The organism is Spinactinospora alkalitolerans (assembly GCF_013408795.1).
Classification (GTDB): Bacteria; Actinomycetota; Actinomycetes; order Streptosporangiales; family Streptosporangiaceae; genus Spinactinospora; species Spinactinospora alkalitolerans.
The window spans coordinates 487,818-506,364 of record NZ_JACCCC010000001.1; the positions used below are offsets into that span (position 1 = coordinate 487,818).

At 71.0% G+C, this 18,547-nt stretch carries 16 protein-coding genes; 7 read left to right on the plus strand and 9 right to left on the minus strand.

Features of this window, described 5'->3' with window-relative positions:
- The first annotated feature begins 24 nt into the window (after positions 1 to 24).
- Genes HDA32_RS02350 through HDA32_RS02360 form a run of 3 tightly spaced genes read left to right on the plus strand, consistent with a single transcriptional unit; the run spans position 25 to position 1,923 of the window.
- Positions 25 to 477: a MarR family winged helix-turn-helix transcriptional regulator gene (locus HDA32_RS02350; protein ID WP_179641600.1), complete on the plus strand. Its 453-nt coding sequence runs from the start codon at positions 25 to 27 to the stop codon at positions 475 to 477.
- A gap of 44 nt (positions 478 to 521) precedes the next feature.
- Complete coding sequence (locus HDA32_RS02355; RefSeq protein ID WP_179641601.1) at positions 522 to 1,625, plus strand: WD40/YVTN/BNR-like repeat-containing protein; 1,104 nt, start codon at positions 522 to 524, stop codon at positions 1,623 to 1,625.
- Between the two features lie 4 nt (positions 1,626 to 1,629).
- Complete coding sequence (locus HDA32_RS02360; protein WP_179641602.1) at positions 1,630 to 1,923, plus strand: MoaD/ThiS family protein; 294 nt, start codon at positions 1,630 to 1,632, stop codon at positions 1,921 to 1,923.
- A gap of 75 nt (positions 1,924 to 1,998) precedes the next feature.
- Here the strand turns inward: HDA32_RS02360 and HDA32_RS02365 are convergent, their stop codons facing one another.
- From HDA32_RS02365 to HDA32_RS02375, 3 genes are all read right to left on the minus strand, one after another.
- Positions 1,999 to 2,652 (minus strand): VOC family protein, encoded by a 654-nt coding sequence (locus HDA32_RS02365; protein ID WP_179641603.1) that lies wholly within the window; start codon positions 2,650 to 2,652, stop codon positions 1,999 to 2,001.
- Positions 2,653 to 2,927: 275 nt separating this feature from the next.
- A complete protein-coding gene (locus tag HDA32_RS02370; RefSeq protein WP_179641604.1) occupies positions 2,928 to 3,617 on the minus strand; it encodes an ABC transporter ATP-binding protein in 690 nt (229 codons plus the stop codon).
- Entirely contained in the window at positions 3,614 to 4,729 is a 1,116-nt protein-coding gene (locus HDA32_RS02375; protein WP_179641605.1) for an ABC transporter permease, read from the minus strand. Before HDA32_RS02375 ends, HDA32_RS02370 begins: the two co-directional genes overlap by 4 nt.
- 444 nt (positions 4,730 to 5,173) lie before the next feature.
- Between HDA32_RS02375 and HDA32_RS02380 the strand changes: the two genes are divergently transcribed.
- Together HDA32_RS02380 and HDA32_RS02385 are read left to right on the plus strand one after the other, a co-directional pair.
- Positions 5,174 to 6,397, plus strand: coding sequence for a sensor histidine kinase (locus HDA32_RS02380; protein ID WP_312863006.1), 1,224 nt, complete (start codon positions 5,174 to 5,176; stop codon positions 6,395 to 6,397).
- On the plus strand, positions 6,394 to 7,047 hold the full coding sequence (locus HDA32_RS02385; RefSeq protein WP_179641606.1) for a response regulator: 654 nt from the start codon (positions 6,394 to 6,396) through the stop codon (positions 7,045 to 7,047). Before HDA32_RS02380 ends, HDA32_RS02385 begins: the two co-directional genes overlap by 4 nt.
- A 137-nt stretch (positions 7,048 to 7,184) precedes the next feature.
- On the opposite strand, the gene HDA32_RS02390 is transcribed toward HDA32_RS02385, so the two are convergent.
- The 3 genes from HDA32_RS02390 to HDA32_RS02400 form a co-directional block, all read right to left on the minus strand.
- The gene (locus HDA32_RS02390; protein ID WP_246334209.1) at positions 7,185 to 8,519 is read right to left on the minus strand and encodes an acyltransferase family protein; all 1,335 of its coding nucleotides are present in this window, start codon (positions 8,517 to 8,519) and stop codon (positions 7,185 to 7,187) included.
- Between the two features lie 196 nt (positions 8,520 to 8,715).
- Positions 8,716 to 10,119, minus strand: coding sequence for an APC family permease (locus HDA32_RS02395; protein WP_179641607.1), 1,404 nt, complete (start codon positions 10,117 to 10,119; stop codon positions 8,716 to 8,718).
- A 206-nt stretch (positions 10,120 to 10,325) separates the two neighbouring features.
- Positions 10,326 to 10,526: a PspC domain-containing protein gene (locus tag HDA32_RS02400; RefSeq protein ID WP_179641608.1), complete on the minus strand. Its 201-nt coding sequence runs from the start codon at positions 10,524 to 10,526 to the stop codon at positions 10,326 to 10,328.
- A 199-nt stretch (positions 10,527 to 10,725) separates the two neighbouring features.
- Between HDA32_RS02400 and HDA32_RS02405 the strand changes: the two genes are divergently transcribed.
- Complete coding sequence (locus tag HDA32_RS02405; RefSeq protein ID WP_312863007.1) at positions 10,726 to 12,330, plus strand: BCCT family transporter; 1,605 nt, start codon at positions 10,726 to 10,728, stop codon at positions 12,328 to 12,330.
- Between the two features lie 241 nt (positions 12,331 to 12,571).
- The gene (locus tag HDA32_RS02410; protein ID WP_179641609.1) at positions 12,572 to 13,828 is read left to right on the plus strand and encodes a styrene monooxygenase/indole monooxygenase family protein; all 1,257 of its coding nucleotides are present in this window, start codon (positions 12,572 to 12,574) and stop codon (positions 13,826 to 13,828) included.
- Positions 13,829 to 14,074: 246 nt separating this feature from the next.
- Here HDA32_RS02410 and HDA32_RS32010 read toward each other — a convergent pair whose 3' ends face one another.
- The 3 genes from HDA32_RS32010 to HDA32_RS02425 all read right to left on the minus strand — a co-directional run bounded on the left by HDA32_RS32010 (position 14,075) and on the right by HDA32_RS02425 (position 18,384).
- Positions 14,075 to 14,461: a hypothetical protein gene (locus HDA32_RS32010; protein WP_376766928.1), complete on the minus strand. Its 387-nt coding sequence runs from the start codon at positions 14,459 to 14,461 to the stop codon at positions 14,075 to 14,077.
- 750 nt (positions 14,462 to 15,211) lie between these two features.
- On the minus strand, positions 15,212 to 17,029 hold the full coding sequence (locus HDA32_RS02420; RefSeq protein WP_179641610.1) for an AfsR/SARP family transcriptional regulator: 1,818 nt from the start codon (positions 17,027 to 17,029) through the stop codon (positions 15,212 to 15,214).
- Between the two features lie 170 nt (positions 17,030 to 17,199).
- Positions 17,200 to 18,384, minus strand: coding sequence for a cytochrome P450 (locus tag HDA32_RS02425; RefSeq protein WP_179641611.1), 1,185 nt, complete (start codon positions 18,382 to 18,384; stop codon positions 17,200 to 17,202).
- Positions 18,385 to 18,547 lie beyond the last annotated feature (163 nt).

Here is an 18,547-nt window from a genome sequence, read left to right on the forward strand (position 1 = left end):
TGAGCCTCCAATTAGCATGGGGGGATGGCGACGACGTTCGAGAGCGATCTGGGCCGCGACCTGATGGTCGCGCTCACCGAGACGGTCAACCGGTCCGACGCGCAGTTGAAGCAGGTCCTGGACCGACTGGAGCTGACCGGCCCGCTCGCCGACGCGCTGTGGGCCCTCGACCCCGAGCGGCCGGCGCCGGCGATGAAGGAGCTGGCCGCGCGGTTGCACTGCGACCCGTCGAGCGTCACCTTCCTGGTGGACCGGCTCGACCGGCGCGGCCTGATCGAGCGGGTGCCCGGCACGGCCGATCGGCGCTCCAAAAGCGTGGTCCTCACCGAGGAGGGGCGGAAGGTGCGCGCGGAGCTCCTCGGCGCCGCGGTCGAGCGGTCGCTGCTGTCCCGCCTGGGCGTCGAGGACCAAAGGGCCCTGCTGGACCTGCTGCGCAAGGCACTCGACGCCGAGTCCTCCTCCCATCGACTGTCATAGGGACGTGCCAGAGTGAGCCGCAGCGGCTCACTCTGGAGGTTGTTATGGCATTTCTCCTGGTCATCGGAACCCGCAAGGGTCTGTTCACCGCGACGAGCGACGACCGTCGCATCTGGCGGCTGAGCGGTCCGCACCGCCTCGACTCCGAGGACTACGCGAACATGGCGGGGGTGTACGCCATAGGCGTCGACCCGCACACCCGGCGAATCCTCGTCGGAACCGAGAGCTCGCACTTCGGACCGAGCGTGTGGTTCAGCGACGACCTGGGCGGCAGCTGGCACGAACCGCAGCGGGCGCCCATCGCCTTCCCCGACGACATCGACGACTCGTTCACCCGCGTGTGGCAGTTCGCCTTCGGCGACGAACCCGGCACCGTCTACGCCGGGGTCGAACCCACGGCGCTGTTCCGCTCCACCGACGGCGGCGAGAGCTTCAAACTCGTCCGCGCCCTGTGGGACCACCCGCACCGGTCCGACTGGTTCCCCGGCGCCGGCGGCGCCGCCATCCACACCGTCCTGCCCGGCAGGGTCGCGGCCGAGGGCACCGACCCTCGATCCATGACCGTGGCCATGTCCACCGGCGGCGTGTACCAGACCCGCGACAGCGGCGCGACGTGGGCGCCCGCGAGCACGGGCATCCGCGCCACCTTCCTCCCCGAGGAGTACCCGGAGCACGGGCAGTGCGTGCACAAGGTGGCCGTCGCCTCCGACGGCGTGTTCTACGCGCAGAACCACCACGGCGTCTACCGCAGCGAGGACCCCGCGGCATCCGGGTGGACCTCCATCGCCGACGGACTGCCCGTCGACTTCGGGTTCGCCATGGTCGCCCACCCCCACACCCCCGGCACGGTGCTGAACTTCCCGGTGATCAGCGAGGCGTGCCATCTGCCGCCGGACCACCGGCTGCAGGTGCAGCGCACCGACGACGGCGGCGCCACCTGGCGGCCGGTGAACAAGGGGCTGCCGCAGGACCCGTACTACGGCATCGTGCTGCGCGACGGCGCGTGCACCGACGGCGCGGACGTACCGGGGTTCTACTTCGGCACCCGGACCGGCGACGTCTACGTCGCCACCGACGACGGCGAGGAGTGGACGCAGGTGGCGGCGCATCTGCCCGACGTCCTCTGCGTGCGCGCGGTCGAGGTGTAGTGCCGTGAACGTGACCGTCTTCCTCCCGCAGGTACTGCGCCCCGACTGCGGCGGAGCCGCCAGGGTCGCCATTCCGCTGGCCGCCGCCGACGGCCGGATGCCGCTGCGCGACGTCCTCGACGAGCTCGCGCTGCGCCATCCGCGCCTGGACCAGCGGCTGCGCGACGAACAGGGCCGGCTGCGGCGCTACGTCAACGTCTTCGTCGACGATGACGAGTGCCGCGCGGTGGCCGGGCTGGACACTCCGGTGGCCGACGGAACCGAGATCCGGGTGCTCCCCTCCGTGGCGGGCGGCTGATCCCGACCGGGACGCGGCCGGGCCCCGGCGCGGCACGCGTCCCCCGCTCCGCCGCTCAGCGGCGGGGAACCCCGGTCATTCGGCTGCGGGCGCGCGGTCCTGCTCCGGCGGCCGCCCTGCCGCGCCGTCGTGGTCGGGGCGGCCGGCGGCCGCCGGAGCGCTCGGGGCGCCGTGCGCCTGCTCGCGCTGCTGCGCGGTCTCGCGAGGATCGCGGACGGTCATCGTGCCCTCGGTGCCCACCGGGGTGTGGTGTTCGCGGGCGTTGACCGGGGTGTGGTGTTCGCGTGCGTTGACCGGGGTGTGGTGTTCGCGGGTGTTGACCGGGGTGTGGTGTTCGATCGTATAGAAGCGGATCTCATGCCCGTCCGGATCGTGCAGCATGGGCAGGATCCAGCCGACGGTGGCCAGATGCACGCCCGCGTGGGCCTCTCCGAGCGCGGTGAGCCGTTCGGCGAGTTCGTCGATGGCCGCCTTGTCCGGGACTCCGATCGCGAAGTAGTCGAAGCCCGCGGCGGCCTCGGCCCGCGCGGGGTCCAGCCGCAGCGCGAAGTCCGGGCCGCCGCGCGGATGGCGCAGCATGCAGCCCATCAGCCGCCCGTCCTCGATGAACTCGATGGCGGCCTCGTAACCCAGCCGGTCAGCGTACCACTCCCGTGACCTGGCCAGGTCGGCGACCGGCAGCTTGAGGTGGTGGACACCGGCCAGCACCGGTGCGGGCGATCGGTCCATTCCTGCCTCCTCGCGGCTCACCGCGTGCCCGTGGACCGCGGTGGAGAGCCGGCCCCCCGATGCGGGGGTGTTCTCGCCCTCTCATGCAGAGCACACCCGAACTCCGCGCCGCAGACAACCACACCGCGCCGAAATCCACCGGGACCGCCCCCGCCGCGGCTCCGGCCGGGGCACCGGCAGCCCAGCGCCCGGAGGCGCCGGTGCCCGGGGCGGCCCCACCTGCGGGGCCGGACGGATCCGCCCCGTTCAGCGCCTGGTGCGGCCTCGCAGAGGCGTCACCCTCGCGCCGCCGTCGGCGCGGGCGCCAGCCGTCCGTCGCGCATCTCCACGACCGCGTCCGCCGCGCCGAGGAATTCGGTGTCGTGGGTGACCAGCACGGTGGCGAGGCGGAAGGTGCGGGTCACCTCGACGATCAGCTCGATGATCTGCGCGCCGCGGTCGTGGTCCAGCGCGGCGGTGGGCTCGTCCACCAGCAGCACGCCGGGGTCGCCCGCCAGCGCGCGGGCGATGTTCACGCGCTGGCGCTCGCCGCCGGAGAGCTGGTGCGGGCGCCGGTGCTGCCTGCCGTCCAGGCCGACCGTCGCCAGCGTCTTCGCCGCCGCGGCCCGCGATGCGCGCGGGGAGCGCCCCCGCATGTGCTCGGTGACCAGTAGCTGCTCGACCGCTGTGAGCGAGCCGATCAGGTTGGGCTGCTGGAAGACGACGCCGATCCGGTTCAGCCGTAGTCGGGTCAGCTCGGCGGCCGACAGGCCTGCGACGTCGACGCCGCCCACCTGGACGGTGCCCGACGCGGGCCTGATCAGCGTGGCGGCCACGGCGAGCAGGCTGGACTTGCCCGAGCCCGACGGGCCGACCACGGCCGCCAGTTCGCCGGGTGCGACGCGCAGCGACACGTCGTCCAGGGCGGTCACGGAGGTCTCCCCGTCGGGGTAGGTCAGGGTGACGTCGGTCAGGGCCAGGCTCATCGGACGCCTCCAAGCGCGGTCAGCGGGTCGACGGAGGTGATGCGGCGGACGGCGAGGACGGCTCCGAGCATGCCGAGCGCGACCATCGCGGCCACGGGCAGCACCGTCGTGGTCGGAGTGAGCTCGAAGGGCACGCTCCCCATGGCCAGCGCGCCCGTCGCGAAGCCGACGGCGCCACCGAGCGCGGTGCCCGCGACGAGCACGATGAGGGCCTGGGCGAGCGCGTCGCGCAGCAGGTAGCCGGTTGAACCGCCGAGCGCCTTGAGGATGGCGACGTCGCCGCTGCGCTGGATGGTCCACACCGTCAGGAAGGCGCCGATGACCAGTGCGGAGATCGCGTAGAGGAAGCCCTGCATCGTGAGCAGCGAGCCGTTCTCCGAGGAGAACGAGCCGATGGCGCCCAGGCTGCCGGAGACGGTGGTCGAGACGGTTCCGGCCGCGTCGTCGACGGCGCCGGTGTCGGCGGAGGAGCGGGTCTTCGCGGCGATCACCGTCGCCTCCGCCGCGCCGCCGCCGGCCTCCCCGCCGTCCTCGGCGCGCGGTCCCCGCGGGTCGAGCGCCCGCCACGTGTCGAGGGTCGTCCACACGACGGGGGTGTGGCTGTAGGAGGCGGTGTCGGCGACCGCGTCGACCGTGAGGTCCCGGCCCGCGACGGTGACGCCGTCGCCCGCCCCGATGCCGCGGTCCTCGGCGATCGAGCGGCTGACGACGACGGCGCCGCCGTCGCCGGTCAGGCCCGCGGGCGCGATGCCGTCCGCGGGGCGCACCCCGAACACGGTGATCGCGTCGGAGCCGCCCCGGGCGGTCTCCATGCGGGTCTGGACGATGCCGAGCGGGGCGGCCCACTCCACGCCGTCGGCCGAGGACCAGGCGTCGACCTGGTCGGCGGTGACGGAGCTGTCGGAGAAGGACTCCTCGGGCCGGCCGTCGTCGGAGGCCCCGAAGGCGATGCGGTCGGCGGGCAGGTCCTCGATGGCGGAGACGGACTCGTCGGCCAGCCCCGCGGTCAGCCCCGACAGCAGGACGATCAGCAGGGTGATGAGGGCGACGACCGAGCCCATCAGCGCGAACCGCCCTTTGGCGAAGCGGATGTCACGGATGGCGACGAACACGGATGGTCTTCTTTCCCATGGTGGGTTCGTACTTGCCCTTCCAGGCTCGCCCCGGTGATGATCGTTGCCATCGGGGCGACGGCCGATCCCGCGGCGCCGTTGGTTCGAGTGCGACGTCAACCGAACGGTTGATGCCCGTGGACCGGGGCCGGGCCTAGATTGCTGATGGGGGAAGGCGGGACTGTTTCCAGGCCTTGGTCGGACCCGTGGTGACCTGGTGGGGCTGTTGTCGGGCGCGCAGCGTCCGGCGAAGCGAAAGGTCGCGGGAACACGGCGTCTCAAGGCCCCGGCCGTCTGTGGCGGGCGACCGGCACGGATCGTGCGGCGCGGCCTTCCGCGCCGCCGGCGCCGGCGCGCTGACGGCAGCCTTCCCAAGCCGTGCGGCGGTGCAGGAAAGAACCGCGGCCACAGCCCCCACTCCCATCAACGATTTAGGCTTTTGTGGTGGGAAAAGAGGAGTCGACGGACCTTCGGACGTCGGCGGGCGGCACCGTGCTGCGCCTGCTGCGCCTCGCGCTGCACGGCGGTTTCCTGGTGCTGCTCGCCATAGCCGTGATCCGCCTCGACCCCGACGGCGGTTCGGGCCGCGACCGCGTCGCGCTGGGCGGCGCGGTGCTGCTGGCGCTCGTCTACTGCGCGGGCGCGTTCGTCGGCCGGCACGGGACCCGGCGCGCCCCGGCCCTGGTCTGGCTGGCCGCGGTGACCGCCATATGGGCGGCGCTGCTGCTGGTCGGCCCCGACTTCGCGTGGTTGGCCTTTCCGCTGTTCTTCATCCACCTGCACCTGCTGCGCCGCGCGCACGCCGTCGCCGCGGTGCTGGTGATCACCGGGGCGGTCATCGCGACGCAGGCGCTGCACGCCGGCCGGCTCTCGATGGCGATGATGCTGGGGCCGCTCCTCGGCGCGGCGTTCGCGGTCGTCATCGCTCTCGGATACGCCGCGCTGTACAGGGAGAGCGAGCAGCGGCGCGTCCTGATCGACGACCTCACCCGCACCCGCGGCGAACTCGCCGCCTCCCAGCATCAGGCGGGGGTGCTGGCCGAGCGCGAGCGGCTGGCCAGGGAGATCCACGACACCCTCGCCCAGGGCCTGTCCAGCATCGTGCTGCTGCTCCGCTCGGCCGAGACGACGCTGCCCCAGGACCCCGCGATCGCGCTGGCGCGCATCGCCGAGGCCCGCGAGAGCGCGTCGGCGAACCTGGCCGAGGCGCGCCGCTTCGTCCGCGACCTGGCCCCGCCCTCCCTCTCCGGCGGCAGCCTCCCCGAGGCGCTGCGGCGGCTGTGCGAGCGGACCGGCCGCGACAACGGGATCGACTGCCGCTTCCGGGTCGACGGTTCTCCGGCGGCGCTGCCGCCCGGCTACGAAGTGGCGCTGCTGCGCGCCGCTCAGGCCAGCCTCGCCAACGTCACCGCGCACGCCCGCGCCGCGACCGCCGTCGTCACGCTGGGCTACCTCGGCACCGAGGTGACCCTCGACGTCTACGACGACGGCGTCGGTTTCGCCCCCGACCCGCCGCGCGCGCCCCGACCCGACGGCACCGGCTTCGGGCTGCCCGCGCTGCGCGAGCGCATCGCGGGCCTCGGCGGCCGCCTGGACGTCGAGTCCGCCGCCGGCGAGGGCACCGCGGTCGCGATCCGCCTGCCGCTGACCCGCGAGGAGAACCCGTGAGCCCGGACCCGCTGCGCATCCTGCTCGTCGACGACCACCCGGTGGTGCGCCGGGGGCTGCGCGCGATGTTCGCCGACCGCGACGACATGCGCGTGGTCGCCGAGGCCGCCGACGGCCGGACGGCCCTCGACGCCCTGGAAGGCGGCCCCGAGGACGCCGGGCGCGTCGACGTCGTGCTGATGGACCTGCAGATGGGGGCCGGGATGGACGGGGTGACCGCGATCCGGCACATCGCCGCGCTGCCCGACCCGCCGCCGGTCCTGGTGCTGACCACCTACGACACCGACGCCGACATCCTCGCCGCCGTGGAGGCCGGCGCGACCGGCTACATGCTCAAGGACGCCCCGCCCGAGCAGGTGTGCGAGGCGGTCCGGGCCGCGGCCCGCGGGCAGACCGCTCTGGCCCCCGATGTCGCGGCCCGGCTGATGGACCGGCTGCGCTCCCCGCGGCCCGCGCTCAGCAGCCGCGAGATCGACATCCTCCGGCTGCTCTCCCGCGGCCTGTCCAACAGGGCGATCTCCCGCGAGCTGTTCATCAGTGAGGCCACCGTCAAGACGCATCTGGTGCACGTCTTCGACAAACTCGGCGTGGACAACCGCACCGCCGCCATCACCACCGCGCTCGAACGCGGCATCATCCGCATCACCTGACTCGTGCGGTGGGTGGCCGGCAGCGCCTCCACCAGATCGGCCAGGTCCCGGCCGGCTGCCGTCAACGTGAGTTTCAACCTCGACCATCGGGGGTCGTGAAGCCTCAGCCGAAGGAGGGACTCGTGGTGACCGGGCGATCATCGGCGCCCGCGCATCCGACGGCGGGTGATCCGCAGTACGGCCGCGCCGAGCAGGTACGCCGCCAACGCCCCGGTCGGCAGGCCGCCAGGGCCGTGGTATCCCTGACCGGCGAGTGCGATACCGATGAAGCCGCCCAGAACGGACGCCGATCCGCCGACGGTGAGCGCTCTCCACGCCCACGCCCGCAGGCGCGTCTTCACGTTCCCGCTGTCCGCGTCGATGCCGTGTCCCGTTCCGGACGGACCGGTCCGCTGCTCGATCCGGCCGAGCACGGCCACGAACACGGTGAGCACCAGTGCCGAGCAGGCGAGCCACGGCAGGCGCCACAGTATCCACGCGGCCGAACCCACCGGCGGCTGGGGGAAGATCCCCGTCGGATAGAGCGCCGCCGCGGCGACCACGGCCGCCGCCATGTGCCACAGGAACACGGTGAGGACCACCGCGTTCATGCCCACCACCACCGTCCACGGCCGCATGCGCCGCAGCCACCGGTTGCCCGCCCGGTCCAGGGACAGGGCGATCCCGGTCTGGGTGAGCGCGAGCGCGAGAAGAGCCAGTGTCGGCGGCGCGGTGTTCTGGAACTCCGCGCCGGGCACGCCGACCATGCTGATCGGATAGGGGCCGAAGACGGTCAGTGCCGTCAACACCCCCAAACCCACCACCACCATGGGGCCCGTCGAGCGGAAGTCGGTCCTGAGCCGTCCGTCCCGCCAGGCGAAGCCGAGTTGGTGCACCGCCAACCAGACGAGGAGATGATTGGCGGCGCCGATGACAGGCACGTCCAGCGACATGCGCGCCGCGTCCGAAGCGCCGACCACGGCGGCGAGGGCGACCGGGACGGCGAGGCCGGCGCGCCGGTGCAGGGCATGGGTCAACGGGGACAGGAAGACGACAGCGAGGTAGGCGGCGAGGAACCACAGCGGGATCGAGGCCGCCCAGGTGGCCATGCCGATGAGCTCCGGCTCGACCCCGAAGACCCGAGCGAGTACGGCGGAGGCCGCGAGCAGCACGAGAAACGCGGTCGTGGGCCGGAGAAGCCGGTCGGTGCGGCCGAGCAGCCAGCTTGCGGCGTCGCCGCCCCTGCCACGGTGGGAGCGGAGGGAGGCTCCGTTCGCATAGCCGCCGACGAGGAAGAACACCGGCATGACCTGGAAGAGCCAGGTCAGTGGGCGACTCCACGGCAGCGTGGCCAGAGCGTTGCCCCCGTGGACGCCACCGTCGTCATGGACCACGACAATGGCGAGCCAGTGCCCGATCACCACCGCTGAGATGGCGAAGGCGCGCAGGAGGTCGACGTGGCGATTCCTCGTTTCCGGGGTGCGTGCGGCCAAGCGGCGCAGGCCGGAGACGGTTTCCCCCGGATCGCGGGACAATGTTCTCACCTGCCAGAGACGTCCGCTCAGCCGGTGGGGCCGAAACCCGCGTCCCGATTGCCGGCTGAGATCAGATGGATACCTCTTCGACTTCCCGGATCGGGCTCGGGGATACCTCCCGAACGCCCCGCGCGGCGAACGCGTGGTCTCGGCGCTACTTGTCGAGGGCGGCGGGGTCGAAGTCGACCCGCCTGCCGAGGAAGTGGTTGGCCAGCCAGAAAAGCACGCCGATGCCGAGCAGCGCGCCGGCGATGACGTACTCCTCCAACGGTCGGCCGGTGATCGGCAGCGCGAAGAACACGCAGGTGATGGCGCCGAGCACCGGGGCCCAGGTGGGCGCGGTGAAGTGCTCGTGGGCGACCCTGTCCCTGCGCAGTACCAGCACCGCGACGTTGACCACGGCGAACACCATCAGCAGCAGCAGCGAGGTGGTGCCGCCGAGGTCGGCGATGGTCACCGAGCTGACCAGGATGACGGCGATGATGCTGGTGAACAGAACCGACACCCACGGGGTGCGGCGGACCGCGAGCACCGATCCGAACGCGCGCGGGATGACGCGCTCGTTGGCCATGCCGTAGAGCAGCCGGCTCGCCATCAGCATGTTGATCAGCGCGGTGTTGGTCAGCGCGAATATCGCGATGAGGGAGAACACGACCGGCGGGAACCAGGGCGCCGCCGCCTGGACCACCAGCAGCAGCGGGCCGTCGGACTCCGCCAGCAGCCCCGTGGGCACCAGGGCCGAGGTGACCACGGCGATGGCCAGGTAGATCATGGCCGTGATGCACAGGCCGAGGAGCACCATCCGGGGGAACGTCCGCACCGGATCCCTGGTCTCCTCGGCCATGTTCACCGAGTCCTCGAAGCCGACCATGGCGAAGAAGGCGAGCGCGGTGGCCGACGTGACCGCGAAGAACGGGCCGGTGTCGGTGTTGAACTCCAGCAGCCGCCCGGGATCGCCGCCGAGGCCGGGGTCGCCGGACCCGCCGAGGATGGCGATCACGCCGAACACGATGACGATGACGAGGCCGGAGAGCTCGACCAGGGTGAGGAGGACGTTGAGCCTCACCGACTCGCTGATCCCGCGCAGGTTGATGCCGGCGAGCAGTAGCAGGAAGCCGATGGCGACGGCCCACGAGGGCACGTCCGGCCCGACGATCGCGGCGAGGTAGTCGCCGCTGACCCCCTGCGCGGCCGATGCGGCCGAGGTGATGCCCGAGCTCATGACGGCGAAGGCGACCATGAACGTCAGAAAGTGCACCCCGAACGCCTTGTGCACGTACAGCGCGGCGCCCGCCGCGCGCGGGTACTTGCTGACCAGCTCCAGGTAGCTGAAGGCCGTCAGGAACGCCACCAGGAACGCGACCAGGAAGGGCACCCACAGCGCGCCGCCGACCCTGCCGGCGATCTGGCCGGTCAGCGCGTAGATCGTCGTTCCGAGGACGTCGCCGATGACGAAGAGCAGCAGCAGTTTCGGGCTGATGACCCGCTTCAGCGGGGTGCTGCCGTCCGAGCCTTCCGCCGCGGACGCGTCGGGATCCGGCCTCGGTCCGTCGCTCATGTCAACCCCGTTCGTCCTGCTCGATACCTGCCCCCTCGCCCCAAGGAGCGTAGTGCTCCGGTGACCTTCCGTGAACAGGGGTGCGGGGATCCGCTCGCACGGCGCGTCGCCGCCGGTCCCGACCCGGGTTCCCGGAGGGCGGGGGAGGGTCTGAAGCGGTCGCTCTCACCCCGATGAGACCGGGATCGGCGCGGAAGGGGCGCGCCTCACACGGGCCGGGCGTCGGGGGCCTTGGGGATGATGATCCACAGCGCGATGTAGACGATCTCGCCCACCCCGAACAGCCCGAAGAGCACGAATCCGATGCGCATCAGACCGCGCGAGACGCCGAAGCGGTCGGCCAGTCCGGCGCACACCCCCGCGATCCACTTGCCCTGCCGCGGTCGTTCCAATCGAGAGGTTGCCATAGGGGTGCGCTACCCACGGCGATCCGCCTCACACGCCGTGCTGATGGCCGTGCCGTGAAATGACTCTCCGTATATAGGATGGTCACTTCAGGTGTCCGGTGGGGTGGGGTCACCTCCGGTGGCGACGCCGTCCCCACCCGGCTCGCCGCTCGGGGTCCGCGGGCGACCGATCACCCTGCCAGAAGGAGTCAAGAGCCAGGTGTACCTGCTGAACAGGCTGGGCTTCCGCGCGGATCCGGCCATCTTCTCCGTCGCCGTGGCGCTGACGGTCCTGTTCGTCTCGGCGTCCATCCTCTTCACCGACACGATGGACGCGCTGTTCGGCGCGGTGGCGGACTGGATCATCCGCAGTCTCGGCTGGTTCTACATCCTCGGCGTGACCACGTTCCTGATCTTCCTGGTCTGGATCGGGGTCAGCCGCTACGGGCGCGTGCGGCTGGGCGGCGAGGACGACCGCCCCGAGTACAACAACCTGACCTGGTTCGCCATGCTGTTCGCGGCGGGCATCGGCACCATCCTGATGTTCTGGGGGGTCGCCGAACCGATCAGCCACTTCGCCGTACCGCCGCAGGGCAACGTCGAACCCCAGTCGGTCGAAGCCGCCAACCAGGCCATGGGCTACACCTTCTACCACTTCGGCCTGCACACGTGGACGATCTTCTGCCTGCCCGCGCTGTGCTTCGGCTACTTCAGCTACCGGCGAGGGCTGCCGCTGCGGGTCAGCTCGATCTTCCAGCCGTTCCTCGGCGAACGGATCAACGGGCCGATCGGCAGGGCCATCGACACCCTCGCCGTCATCGGCACCCTGTTCGGCGTCGCGGTCTCGCTCGGACTGGGCACGCTGCAGATCAACAGCGGACTGGCCTCCCTCTTCGGGGTGGATGTCAGCAAGCCCGTGCAGGTCCTGCTGATCACCGTGATCACCGTCATCGCGACGATCTCGGTGGCGCTCGGACTGGACAAGGGCATCAAGTGGCTGTCCAACATCAACATCGCCATGGCGGTCGGCCTGCTGCTGTTCATCCTGGTCACCGGTTCGACCCTGTACCTGGTCAGGGGAACCATCGAGATGATCGGGGTCTACCTGAACTGGCTGATCCCCCTGTCGTTCTGGAACGACACCTTCGGCGACACGGGGTGGCAGGGCAGTTGGACGGTCTTCTACTGGGCGTGGACGATCACCTGGTCGCCCTTCGTGGGGATCTTCATCGCCCGCATCTCCAAGGGGCGCACGATCCGGGAGTTCGTGCTCGGGGTCCTCGGACTGCCCACGGCGTTCACCATCGTGTGGTTCAGCGTGTTCGGGCTGTCGGCGATCAACATCGAGATGGACGGGGCCGGCGGCCTCGTCCAGGAGGTCGCGGTCGAGGGCGACATCCCCAGCGCGCTGTTCGCCTTCCTGGCGAACTTCCCCTTCACCACGGCGGTGGCGACCCTGGCGGTGGTGATCGTGGCCGTCTTCTTCATCACCTCCTCCGACTCGGCCTCCTTCGTGGTCGACATGCTGGCCTCGGGGCGCCAGGGGGAGACCCCGGTGCGCCAGCGGGTCTTCTGGGCGGTGACCGAAGGAGTGGTCGCGGCCACGCTGATCGCCGCCACCGGCCAGTCGGGGCTGGCCGCCCTGCAGGACGTGGCCATCGTCATCGGCCTGCCGTTCTTCGTCATGGGGTTCCTGATGATGGCGGCCCTGCTGCGCTCGTTGAGGAGCGAGGCCGTTCCGCCGGCGGCGCCGCACCAGCCGATCCGGCTGCGCCTGCCGCACCTGCAAGCGCGGCGGCCGGACCCGCCCGCCGGGGACTCCTGAACTCCCCGGCCGACCGGACCCGCCGCGGACCGCTCCGCACTCGCGGTGGGGACGGGCGCAGCGCCGCCCGGCGGCGCACGGGCGCGGGCGGCGCTGCGCCGATCCCCGGTCCCGGGCCCTCGGAGTGGTCACAGAGTTGACATGCGATGTTTCCCACCGTGAACATTGCGGTCGTCCCTTCCCGGACGCATCGTCCGGCTCAGGGGCTTTCGGGTGTCTTTCGTGCGGGGGGCGGAGAGCGATGCGCAAGATCCTGATCGTCGGCGGTGGCCAGTCGGGCCTGCAGTTGGCGTTGTGTCTGCAGGAGCACGACTACGACGTGACGCTCATGACGGTGCGCAGCTCCGAGGAGCTCTACACGGGCCGCGCCGTCTCCATGCAGATCCTCTACGACGCGGCCCGCGAGGCGGAGCGCGAGTACGGCCTGAACTTCTGGGACGAGGAGGCGCAGCCGCTCGCCGGCACGCGGATCACCGGATACGCCCCCGACGGCGCGACCGCGTTCGACTGGACCGGCCGGCTCGACGCCCCGGCGCAGTCGATCGACGAGCGGGTCAAGATGTCGGTGTGGCAGGAGGTCTTCGAGGAGCGCGGCGGCAGGGTCGTGCTCCACGGGGCCACGGTGACCGACCTCGACCGGCTCGCCCTGATGTTCGATCTGACCGTCGTGGCCACCGGGCACAGCGGCCTCGCCGACATGTTCCCCGTCGACACCTCGCGCGACCTGGCCAGGATGCCGCGGGTGGCCACGGCCATCGCCTACGTGCAGGACGCGCCGGACCACCCCGACCAGGACGGGATCGGGGTCGACATCGTGCCCGGCCTGGGCCACGTGATCGCGTGGCCCGGATACTCGGTGCCCGGCAGGTGCCGGCAGATCTGCATCACCGGCGCCGCCGACGGCCCGATGTCGCGCTTCCCGCAGCGCCTCACGCCCGAGGCGCACCTCGACGTGATGCTGGACCTGATCGGGGAGTACCTGCCGCACCGCCACGAGGTCTACCGCGGCGCCCGGCTCGCCGACGGCCGCGCGGTGACCGTGGACCACGCCAACCCGCTGGTCCGCGTCCCCGTCGCGCACCTGCCCTCGGGGAGGTCGGTGCTGGGGATGGGCGACACCGTCGTGGTGACCTCCCCGGCCCTCCAGCAGGACGCCAACAACGCGAGCATGGCGGCGAAGGTCTACCTGGAGGCGATCCTGGAGCACGGCGACCGCCCCTTCGACGACGACTTCATGCACGCGGCCTTCGCCCGCTACATGGACTACGCCGGACCCTTCACCAGCGAAATCGCCGCCCACCTGCACTTCAATCCGCCCTATGTCGTCGACTTCTGCCTGGCGGCGAACCGGCACCAGGCGCTCGCCGACCGCTTCGCCAACGGGTTCGGCGACCCCGCCGACCTGGCCGCGTGGTTCGCCGACGAAGCCGACACGCGCGCCGTGATCGAGGAGCACGAACGGTCGGCGGACGCGCCCGCTGCGGGAACGCGGGTCTGACGCCGGCGCGCCGGGCGCCCGGACGGCGACCGGGCCGCCCGATGAATCGGTCGCCCTCCGGGGCCGCGGTCTGTCGCACGTCGCCCTCACCCAACTCGCCGAGCAGGACCCGCTGATCTGCTTCCGGCAGGACGGCATCGGGCAGGACATGTTCGTCTCGCTCTACGGTAGGCATCGAGGCCTTCGGGCGGTCGCACGCCGGGGACCGCCCGAGGCGCCCGTGGGACCGGTACGTCCCGGACGCGCCTACGTGAGGTTCTTCTGCCGCACGTCCCAATCGGTGGAGCACAGGCCGCAGTCGCTGCCGACGAACTCCCGCCCGGCATCCTCGTCACCCTTGAGCCGCCACTTCAGCCATGCGGTGCCCACCCGGCCGTACTCGCCGCCGTTGGGCTCCCCGAAGGTGCCGTAGTACCCGACGTCGAGGTTGCCCGTGAACGCGGGCAGGTCCGAGGGCAGCCGGTCCCAGTCGTCCAGGGTGGTCTCGTATTCGGCGTCGTATGGTCCCGATCCGCCCATGGTCTCCACGGAGCCGGCGGCGGCCGTTCCCGACGACACGGGGATGAGAGCGGCGGTCGGCAGCAGGCCGAGAAAGACGGTCGACGTTCGGTGAACCAGGTGCCGTGATCCCATCTCACTTCTCCTCGTGAAGTGCGCAGCGAATACCAGGTGTCCTTTTCCAGTGCGCTGCCCACCGAATATTCGACACTGGGAATCAGGTGTCGATAACGTTCCAAAATGACTGGTGGTTTCACCGATGTTCCAGGGCGTCCGTCCGGACTCGTGCTCGCGGAAAACGGGAAAACACGTTTGACCGGCCACGTGGCGACGGAGCGGTGGCGATTTCCGTCACCGGATCGGTTAAGGCCTGTTCCTGCCCAGGTGAGTCCAGGCCGACGGCACCGGCAGGGGAACCACGGAAACGAGCGTGGCGGGACGGAACCACGGTCCAGGGTTTTCGGGTCTTTATGGCCGTCGTCCCGGATATCAAGGGCTCCGTGCCAGGATGGATGTATCGGTGAATTCCGACCAAGAGGGACCCATTTTCGGGCAGGGTGCTTTCGTTCTCGTGCGGTGGGCGCGAACCGCCAGGTCACGACCGTGCGGCGGTCTTGGGAAACCTCTGAAAACGGCAACAGAGTTCCTGTAGGGACGAAACCGCCGGGTCCACGTCCCGAGGAACTCCGTTGCGCGATCAGTCCGCCATGCCCGCTTCCGCCGACACCCTGTATGAACCCGGACCGACTCCGCCCGCATCACGGGCGGCCTCGCCGCCGACGCCGGAATCCGCCTCGTCCAGACCCCGACGGGCGGCCCCGTACCGGCACAGCGCAACCTCGCGGGCCCCATGGAGTCTGCAGGTGGCGCATGCGGTGGCAATGGTCACCGTGCGCTGACGGCAGGGGGCGACGGCGTAGAGCGCGTCGCCCAGCGGATCACCGGCGGCATCCGGTATCGGAACCGGACGTCGGCGCAGAGGAGGTTCTCGGTGCTCGGATCGACCGTGAGCAGGTGGAATTCCACCATGCGTTCCAGCAGCGCCTCCGCGTCCCCCTCGCTCCGGCCGAGGATCGACGCGGCATCGCCGACGCCGAAGGGGCCGCGGATAGCGCAGGCCAGGTCGTGGACGGCCGCTGCCGCATCGGGGCCGATCTGCGCCAGAGTGGTGGAAACGGCCTCGCGCATGGACAGGATGTCCTCGCCTCCCTGCCGGATCTTGTGCATCAGGTGATGGGTGTTCCAGTGCGGTCGGCGCTGGTAGCAGCGCATCGCTGAGTAGAGGGCCTTGGGGAGCCCGCCGCACAACTCGATGAGCTCGTCGGCGTCGGCGGGGTTGTGCCGCAGCCGTTCGACCTTGTCGAACCGTGCTATGAGCCGGTGGGAGTCGTCCCGGTTCAGCGGAGGGAGGTCGATGGCGTCGGTGATCATGATGTCGGCCATGCGCCGGCGGCCGATGACGATGAGGGCGCTTCCCGCCCCGGTCGGTGTCATCGGTGCGAGCCGCTCGGCGTCGGGCATATCGTCCAGCAGGACGAGCGCTTTTCTCCGCGCGCTCCATTCTCGAAACGCCGCCGCCCGCGGACCGCTGCCCGCCGGTATCCGATCGTGCGGAAGACCCACGGCGGCGAGGAGCTCCCCGAGGGCGCGCTCCAGACTGATCGGGACGGCGTTGGAGTCGACCATCCGCACGTAGAACAGGCCGTCGGGGAAGTCGCCGGCGAGGTCGCGGGCGAGGCGGACCGTGAAGGCGGTCTTTCCCGAGCCGGGTGCTCCGCTCACGGCGACGACGGGGACGGTGCCGTGCCGGGAGCGGCGCAGGGCGCTCAGCAGCGCGCTGCTCTCGGCCTCGCGCCCTATGAGCTCCGACTCTCCGAGCGGCAGGGAGTCGGGCGCGGTGCCGACGCGGGCTGGGGAGGCTTCGGGGGCGGGAGGGGCGTCCCCGGCAAGGATGTGCCGTTGGAGCTCGCGCAGTTCGTTCGACGGCTCCAGGCCGAGCTGGTCGGCCATGGCGGCTCGGGCTCGCTGGAAGACGCCGAGTGCTTCGGAGCGGCGGCCCGCGGAGTAGAGCGCCTGCATGAGCTTCGCCTGGAACCCCTCATGCGTGGGGTGCTGCGCGACGATCCCGGTGAGTTCGCTGATGACCTCGTTGTGCCGCCCGAGCCGAAGGTCGACGGCGATCCGGCTCTCCAGCGCGCTGTTGCGCATCTCCTCCAGGCGTACGACATCGGCGTCGGTCTGGGGGCCGCGCGCGACGTCGGCGAGGGTCGGTCCGCGCCACATGGCCAGGGCCTCGCGCAGGATCTCGGCGGCCGCCTCGGTGTCGCCGTCAGCCAGTTTCGCCCGCCCGCGGTTGACCGCGCTGGTGAAGCGCTGCGCGTCGAGGGCGTCGGGAGACAGATCGAGGCGGTACCCGCCGAAGGATGTGCGCAGGACCGGTCCGGAGGGCCCTCCACCGGTCTCGCCCGCCTTTTCGTTGCCGCACAGCAGCTTCCGCAGTTGGTAGATGTAGGTCTGCAGGGTCGTGGTCGCGCTCGGCGGGGGATTCTCCCCCCACAGCTCTTCGATGATCTGGTGCGTTCCGACGATCGTGTTGGCGCGGAGCGCGAGAAGCGCCAGGACGCTCCGGAGTTTGGGCGCTGAGGGAGTGGCCGGCGTGCCGTTCAGAGTGATGTCCAGGGGGCCGAGGACACCTACTTGCATTTGTCGCTTACCGCCAATCGATGTGTGGGCGACTACAAGGCCCCAGCGGTGTGCAAGGTCAGGGCTCTCTCAAAACGTCCGTCAACATAGTGAGCCGATCTCAGCGCTCACTAGAGGATCACTAAACGGGAAATTTAGGAAATATGAGTATTTATTGGACTGGTCGGATTTCACCAGGTCACCGGTAGGGCGTGCGGGGCACGGATCATTTTTCGGCGGTCCCACGCGATCTCTTCCTCTTCGACGGCGAGCCGCAGGCCGGGAAGGCGGCTGAGGAGCGCCCCGATGGCGGTGCGCAATTCGAGCCGGGCCAGACTCGCGCCCAGGCAGCGGTGGATGCCGTGACCGAAGGCGATGTGGGGGTTGTGCTTCCGTGTGACGTCGAACCGGTCCGGTTCCGAGAAGACCCGCGGGTCGCGGTTGGCCGCCGACGTGGAGGGCTGCACCGCTTCGCCCGCCGCGATCCGCTGCCCGGACAGCTCCATGTCCTCTACGGCGACGCGCAACGTCCCCCCGCTCACCGAGATCGAGGTGAAGCGGAGAAGCTCCTCCACGGCCCGGTCGAGCAGCTCCGGCCGCTCTCGGAGCAGCGCGGTCTGCTCGGGGCGGCCGAGCAGGACCACCACCGAGTTGGCGATGAGGGCGACGACGGTCTCGTACCCCGCCACCAGCAGTGTGGTTCCGAAGGACACGAGGTCACCGGTGTCCAGCCGCTCCTCCTCGGGCGCGTGGACCAGGTCGGTGAACAGGTCGTCGGCCGGTTCCGCCCGCCGCTCTGCGACGAGCGCCGACAGCATCGACCGCAGACCCGCAACCGCCTCCTCCATCTCCTCCGGTGAATGGGCGTCCACGCTCAGGTAGGCGTCGGCGCGGGAGCGGAAGCGGGAGAGGTCGTCGACGGTGATCCCGATGAGGCCGCCGATGACGTCCAGGGCCACCGGGCGCGCGAAGCCGGCGACCAGGTCTGCGGGAGGGCCGGAAGCGGTGAGAACGTCGAGTCGGGCCGCCGCGATTCGCTCCACGACCGGGCGCATCGCCCGTGCCCTGTGTGCGGTGAATCCGCGGGCGACCGCTGAGCGGAGCCGCGCGTGCTCCGTCCCGTCCAGGGTGGTGATCGACCGCCGGTCCAGCGGGATCGCCCGGGCACGGGGCGCGCCCGCAGCGGCTGCGGCGGCACGGCTGAACCGCTGGTCGGCGAGGAGCGCACGGTTGTCGGCGTGGCGGGTGACGAGCCAGGCTCCGGCTCCGGTGGGCAGGCGGATGGGGCAGACGGGCCGGTTCTCCCGCAGCTCGGCGAACTCCTCCGGCGGAAGGTGGGGGGAGTTTGTCCGTATTGGGAATTCGATCTCGGACATCGGCGGCTCCATTCTCGTTCGGCGACGCGTGGGCCACGGCCGATGCCCAGGTGTCGCAAGCCGGGATCGAGGAGCGCTCGCGGGGCGCTGGAGCGGAGCGCACGGGTGCCGCGCGCCCGCCTAGCGTGTTCTGCCACAGGGACGATCGGTGGTCCGAGCGAAG

Excerpts from the sequence above, each read along its gene's own strand:
- HDA32_RS02420 (WP_179641610.1), bottom strand. The coding sequence starts at position 17,029 with ATGCAAGTAGGTGTCCTCGGCCCCCTGGACATCACTCTGAACGGCACG.
- HDA32_RS02400 (WP_179641608.1), bottom strand. The coding sequence starts at position 10,526 with ATGGCAACCTCTCGATTGGAACGACCGCGGCAGGGCAAGTGGATCGCG.
- HDA32_RS02395 (WP_179641607.1), bottom strand. The coding sequence starts at position 10,119 with ATGAGCGACGGACCGAGGCCGGATCCCGACGCGTCCGCGGCGGAAGGC.
- HDA32_RS02425 (WP_179641611.1), bottom strand. The coding sequence starts at position 18,384 with ATGTCCGAGATCGAATTCCCAATACGGACAAACTCCCCCCACCTTCCG.
- HDA32_RS32010 (WP_376766928.1), bottom strand. The coding sequence starts at position 14,461 with ATGGGATCACGGCACCTGGTTCACCGAACGTCGACCGTCTTTCTCGGC.
- HDA32_RS02350 (WP_179641600.1), top strand. The coding sequence starts at position 25 with ATGGCGACGACGTTCGAGAGCGATCTGGGCCGCGACCTGATGGTCGCG.
- HDA32_RS02365 (WP_179641603.1), bottom strand. The coding sequence starts at position 2,652 with ATGGACCGATCGCCCGCACCGGTGCTGGCCGGTGTCCACCACCTCAAG.
- HDA32_RS02355 (WP_179641601.1), top strand. The coding sequence starts at position 522 with ATGGCATTTCTCCTGGTCATCGGAACCCGCAAGGGTCTGTTCACCGCG.
- HDA32_RS02370 (WP_179641604.1), bottom strand. The coding sequence starts at position 3,617 with ATGAGCCTGGCCCTGACCGACGTCACCCTGACCTACCCCGACGGGGAG.
- HDA32_RS02410 (WP_179641609.1), top strand. The coding sequence starts at position 12,572 with ATGCGCAAGATCCTGATCGTCGGCGGTGGCCAGTCGGGCCTGCAGTTG.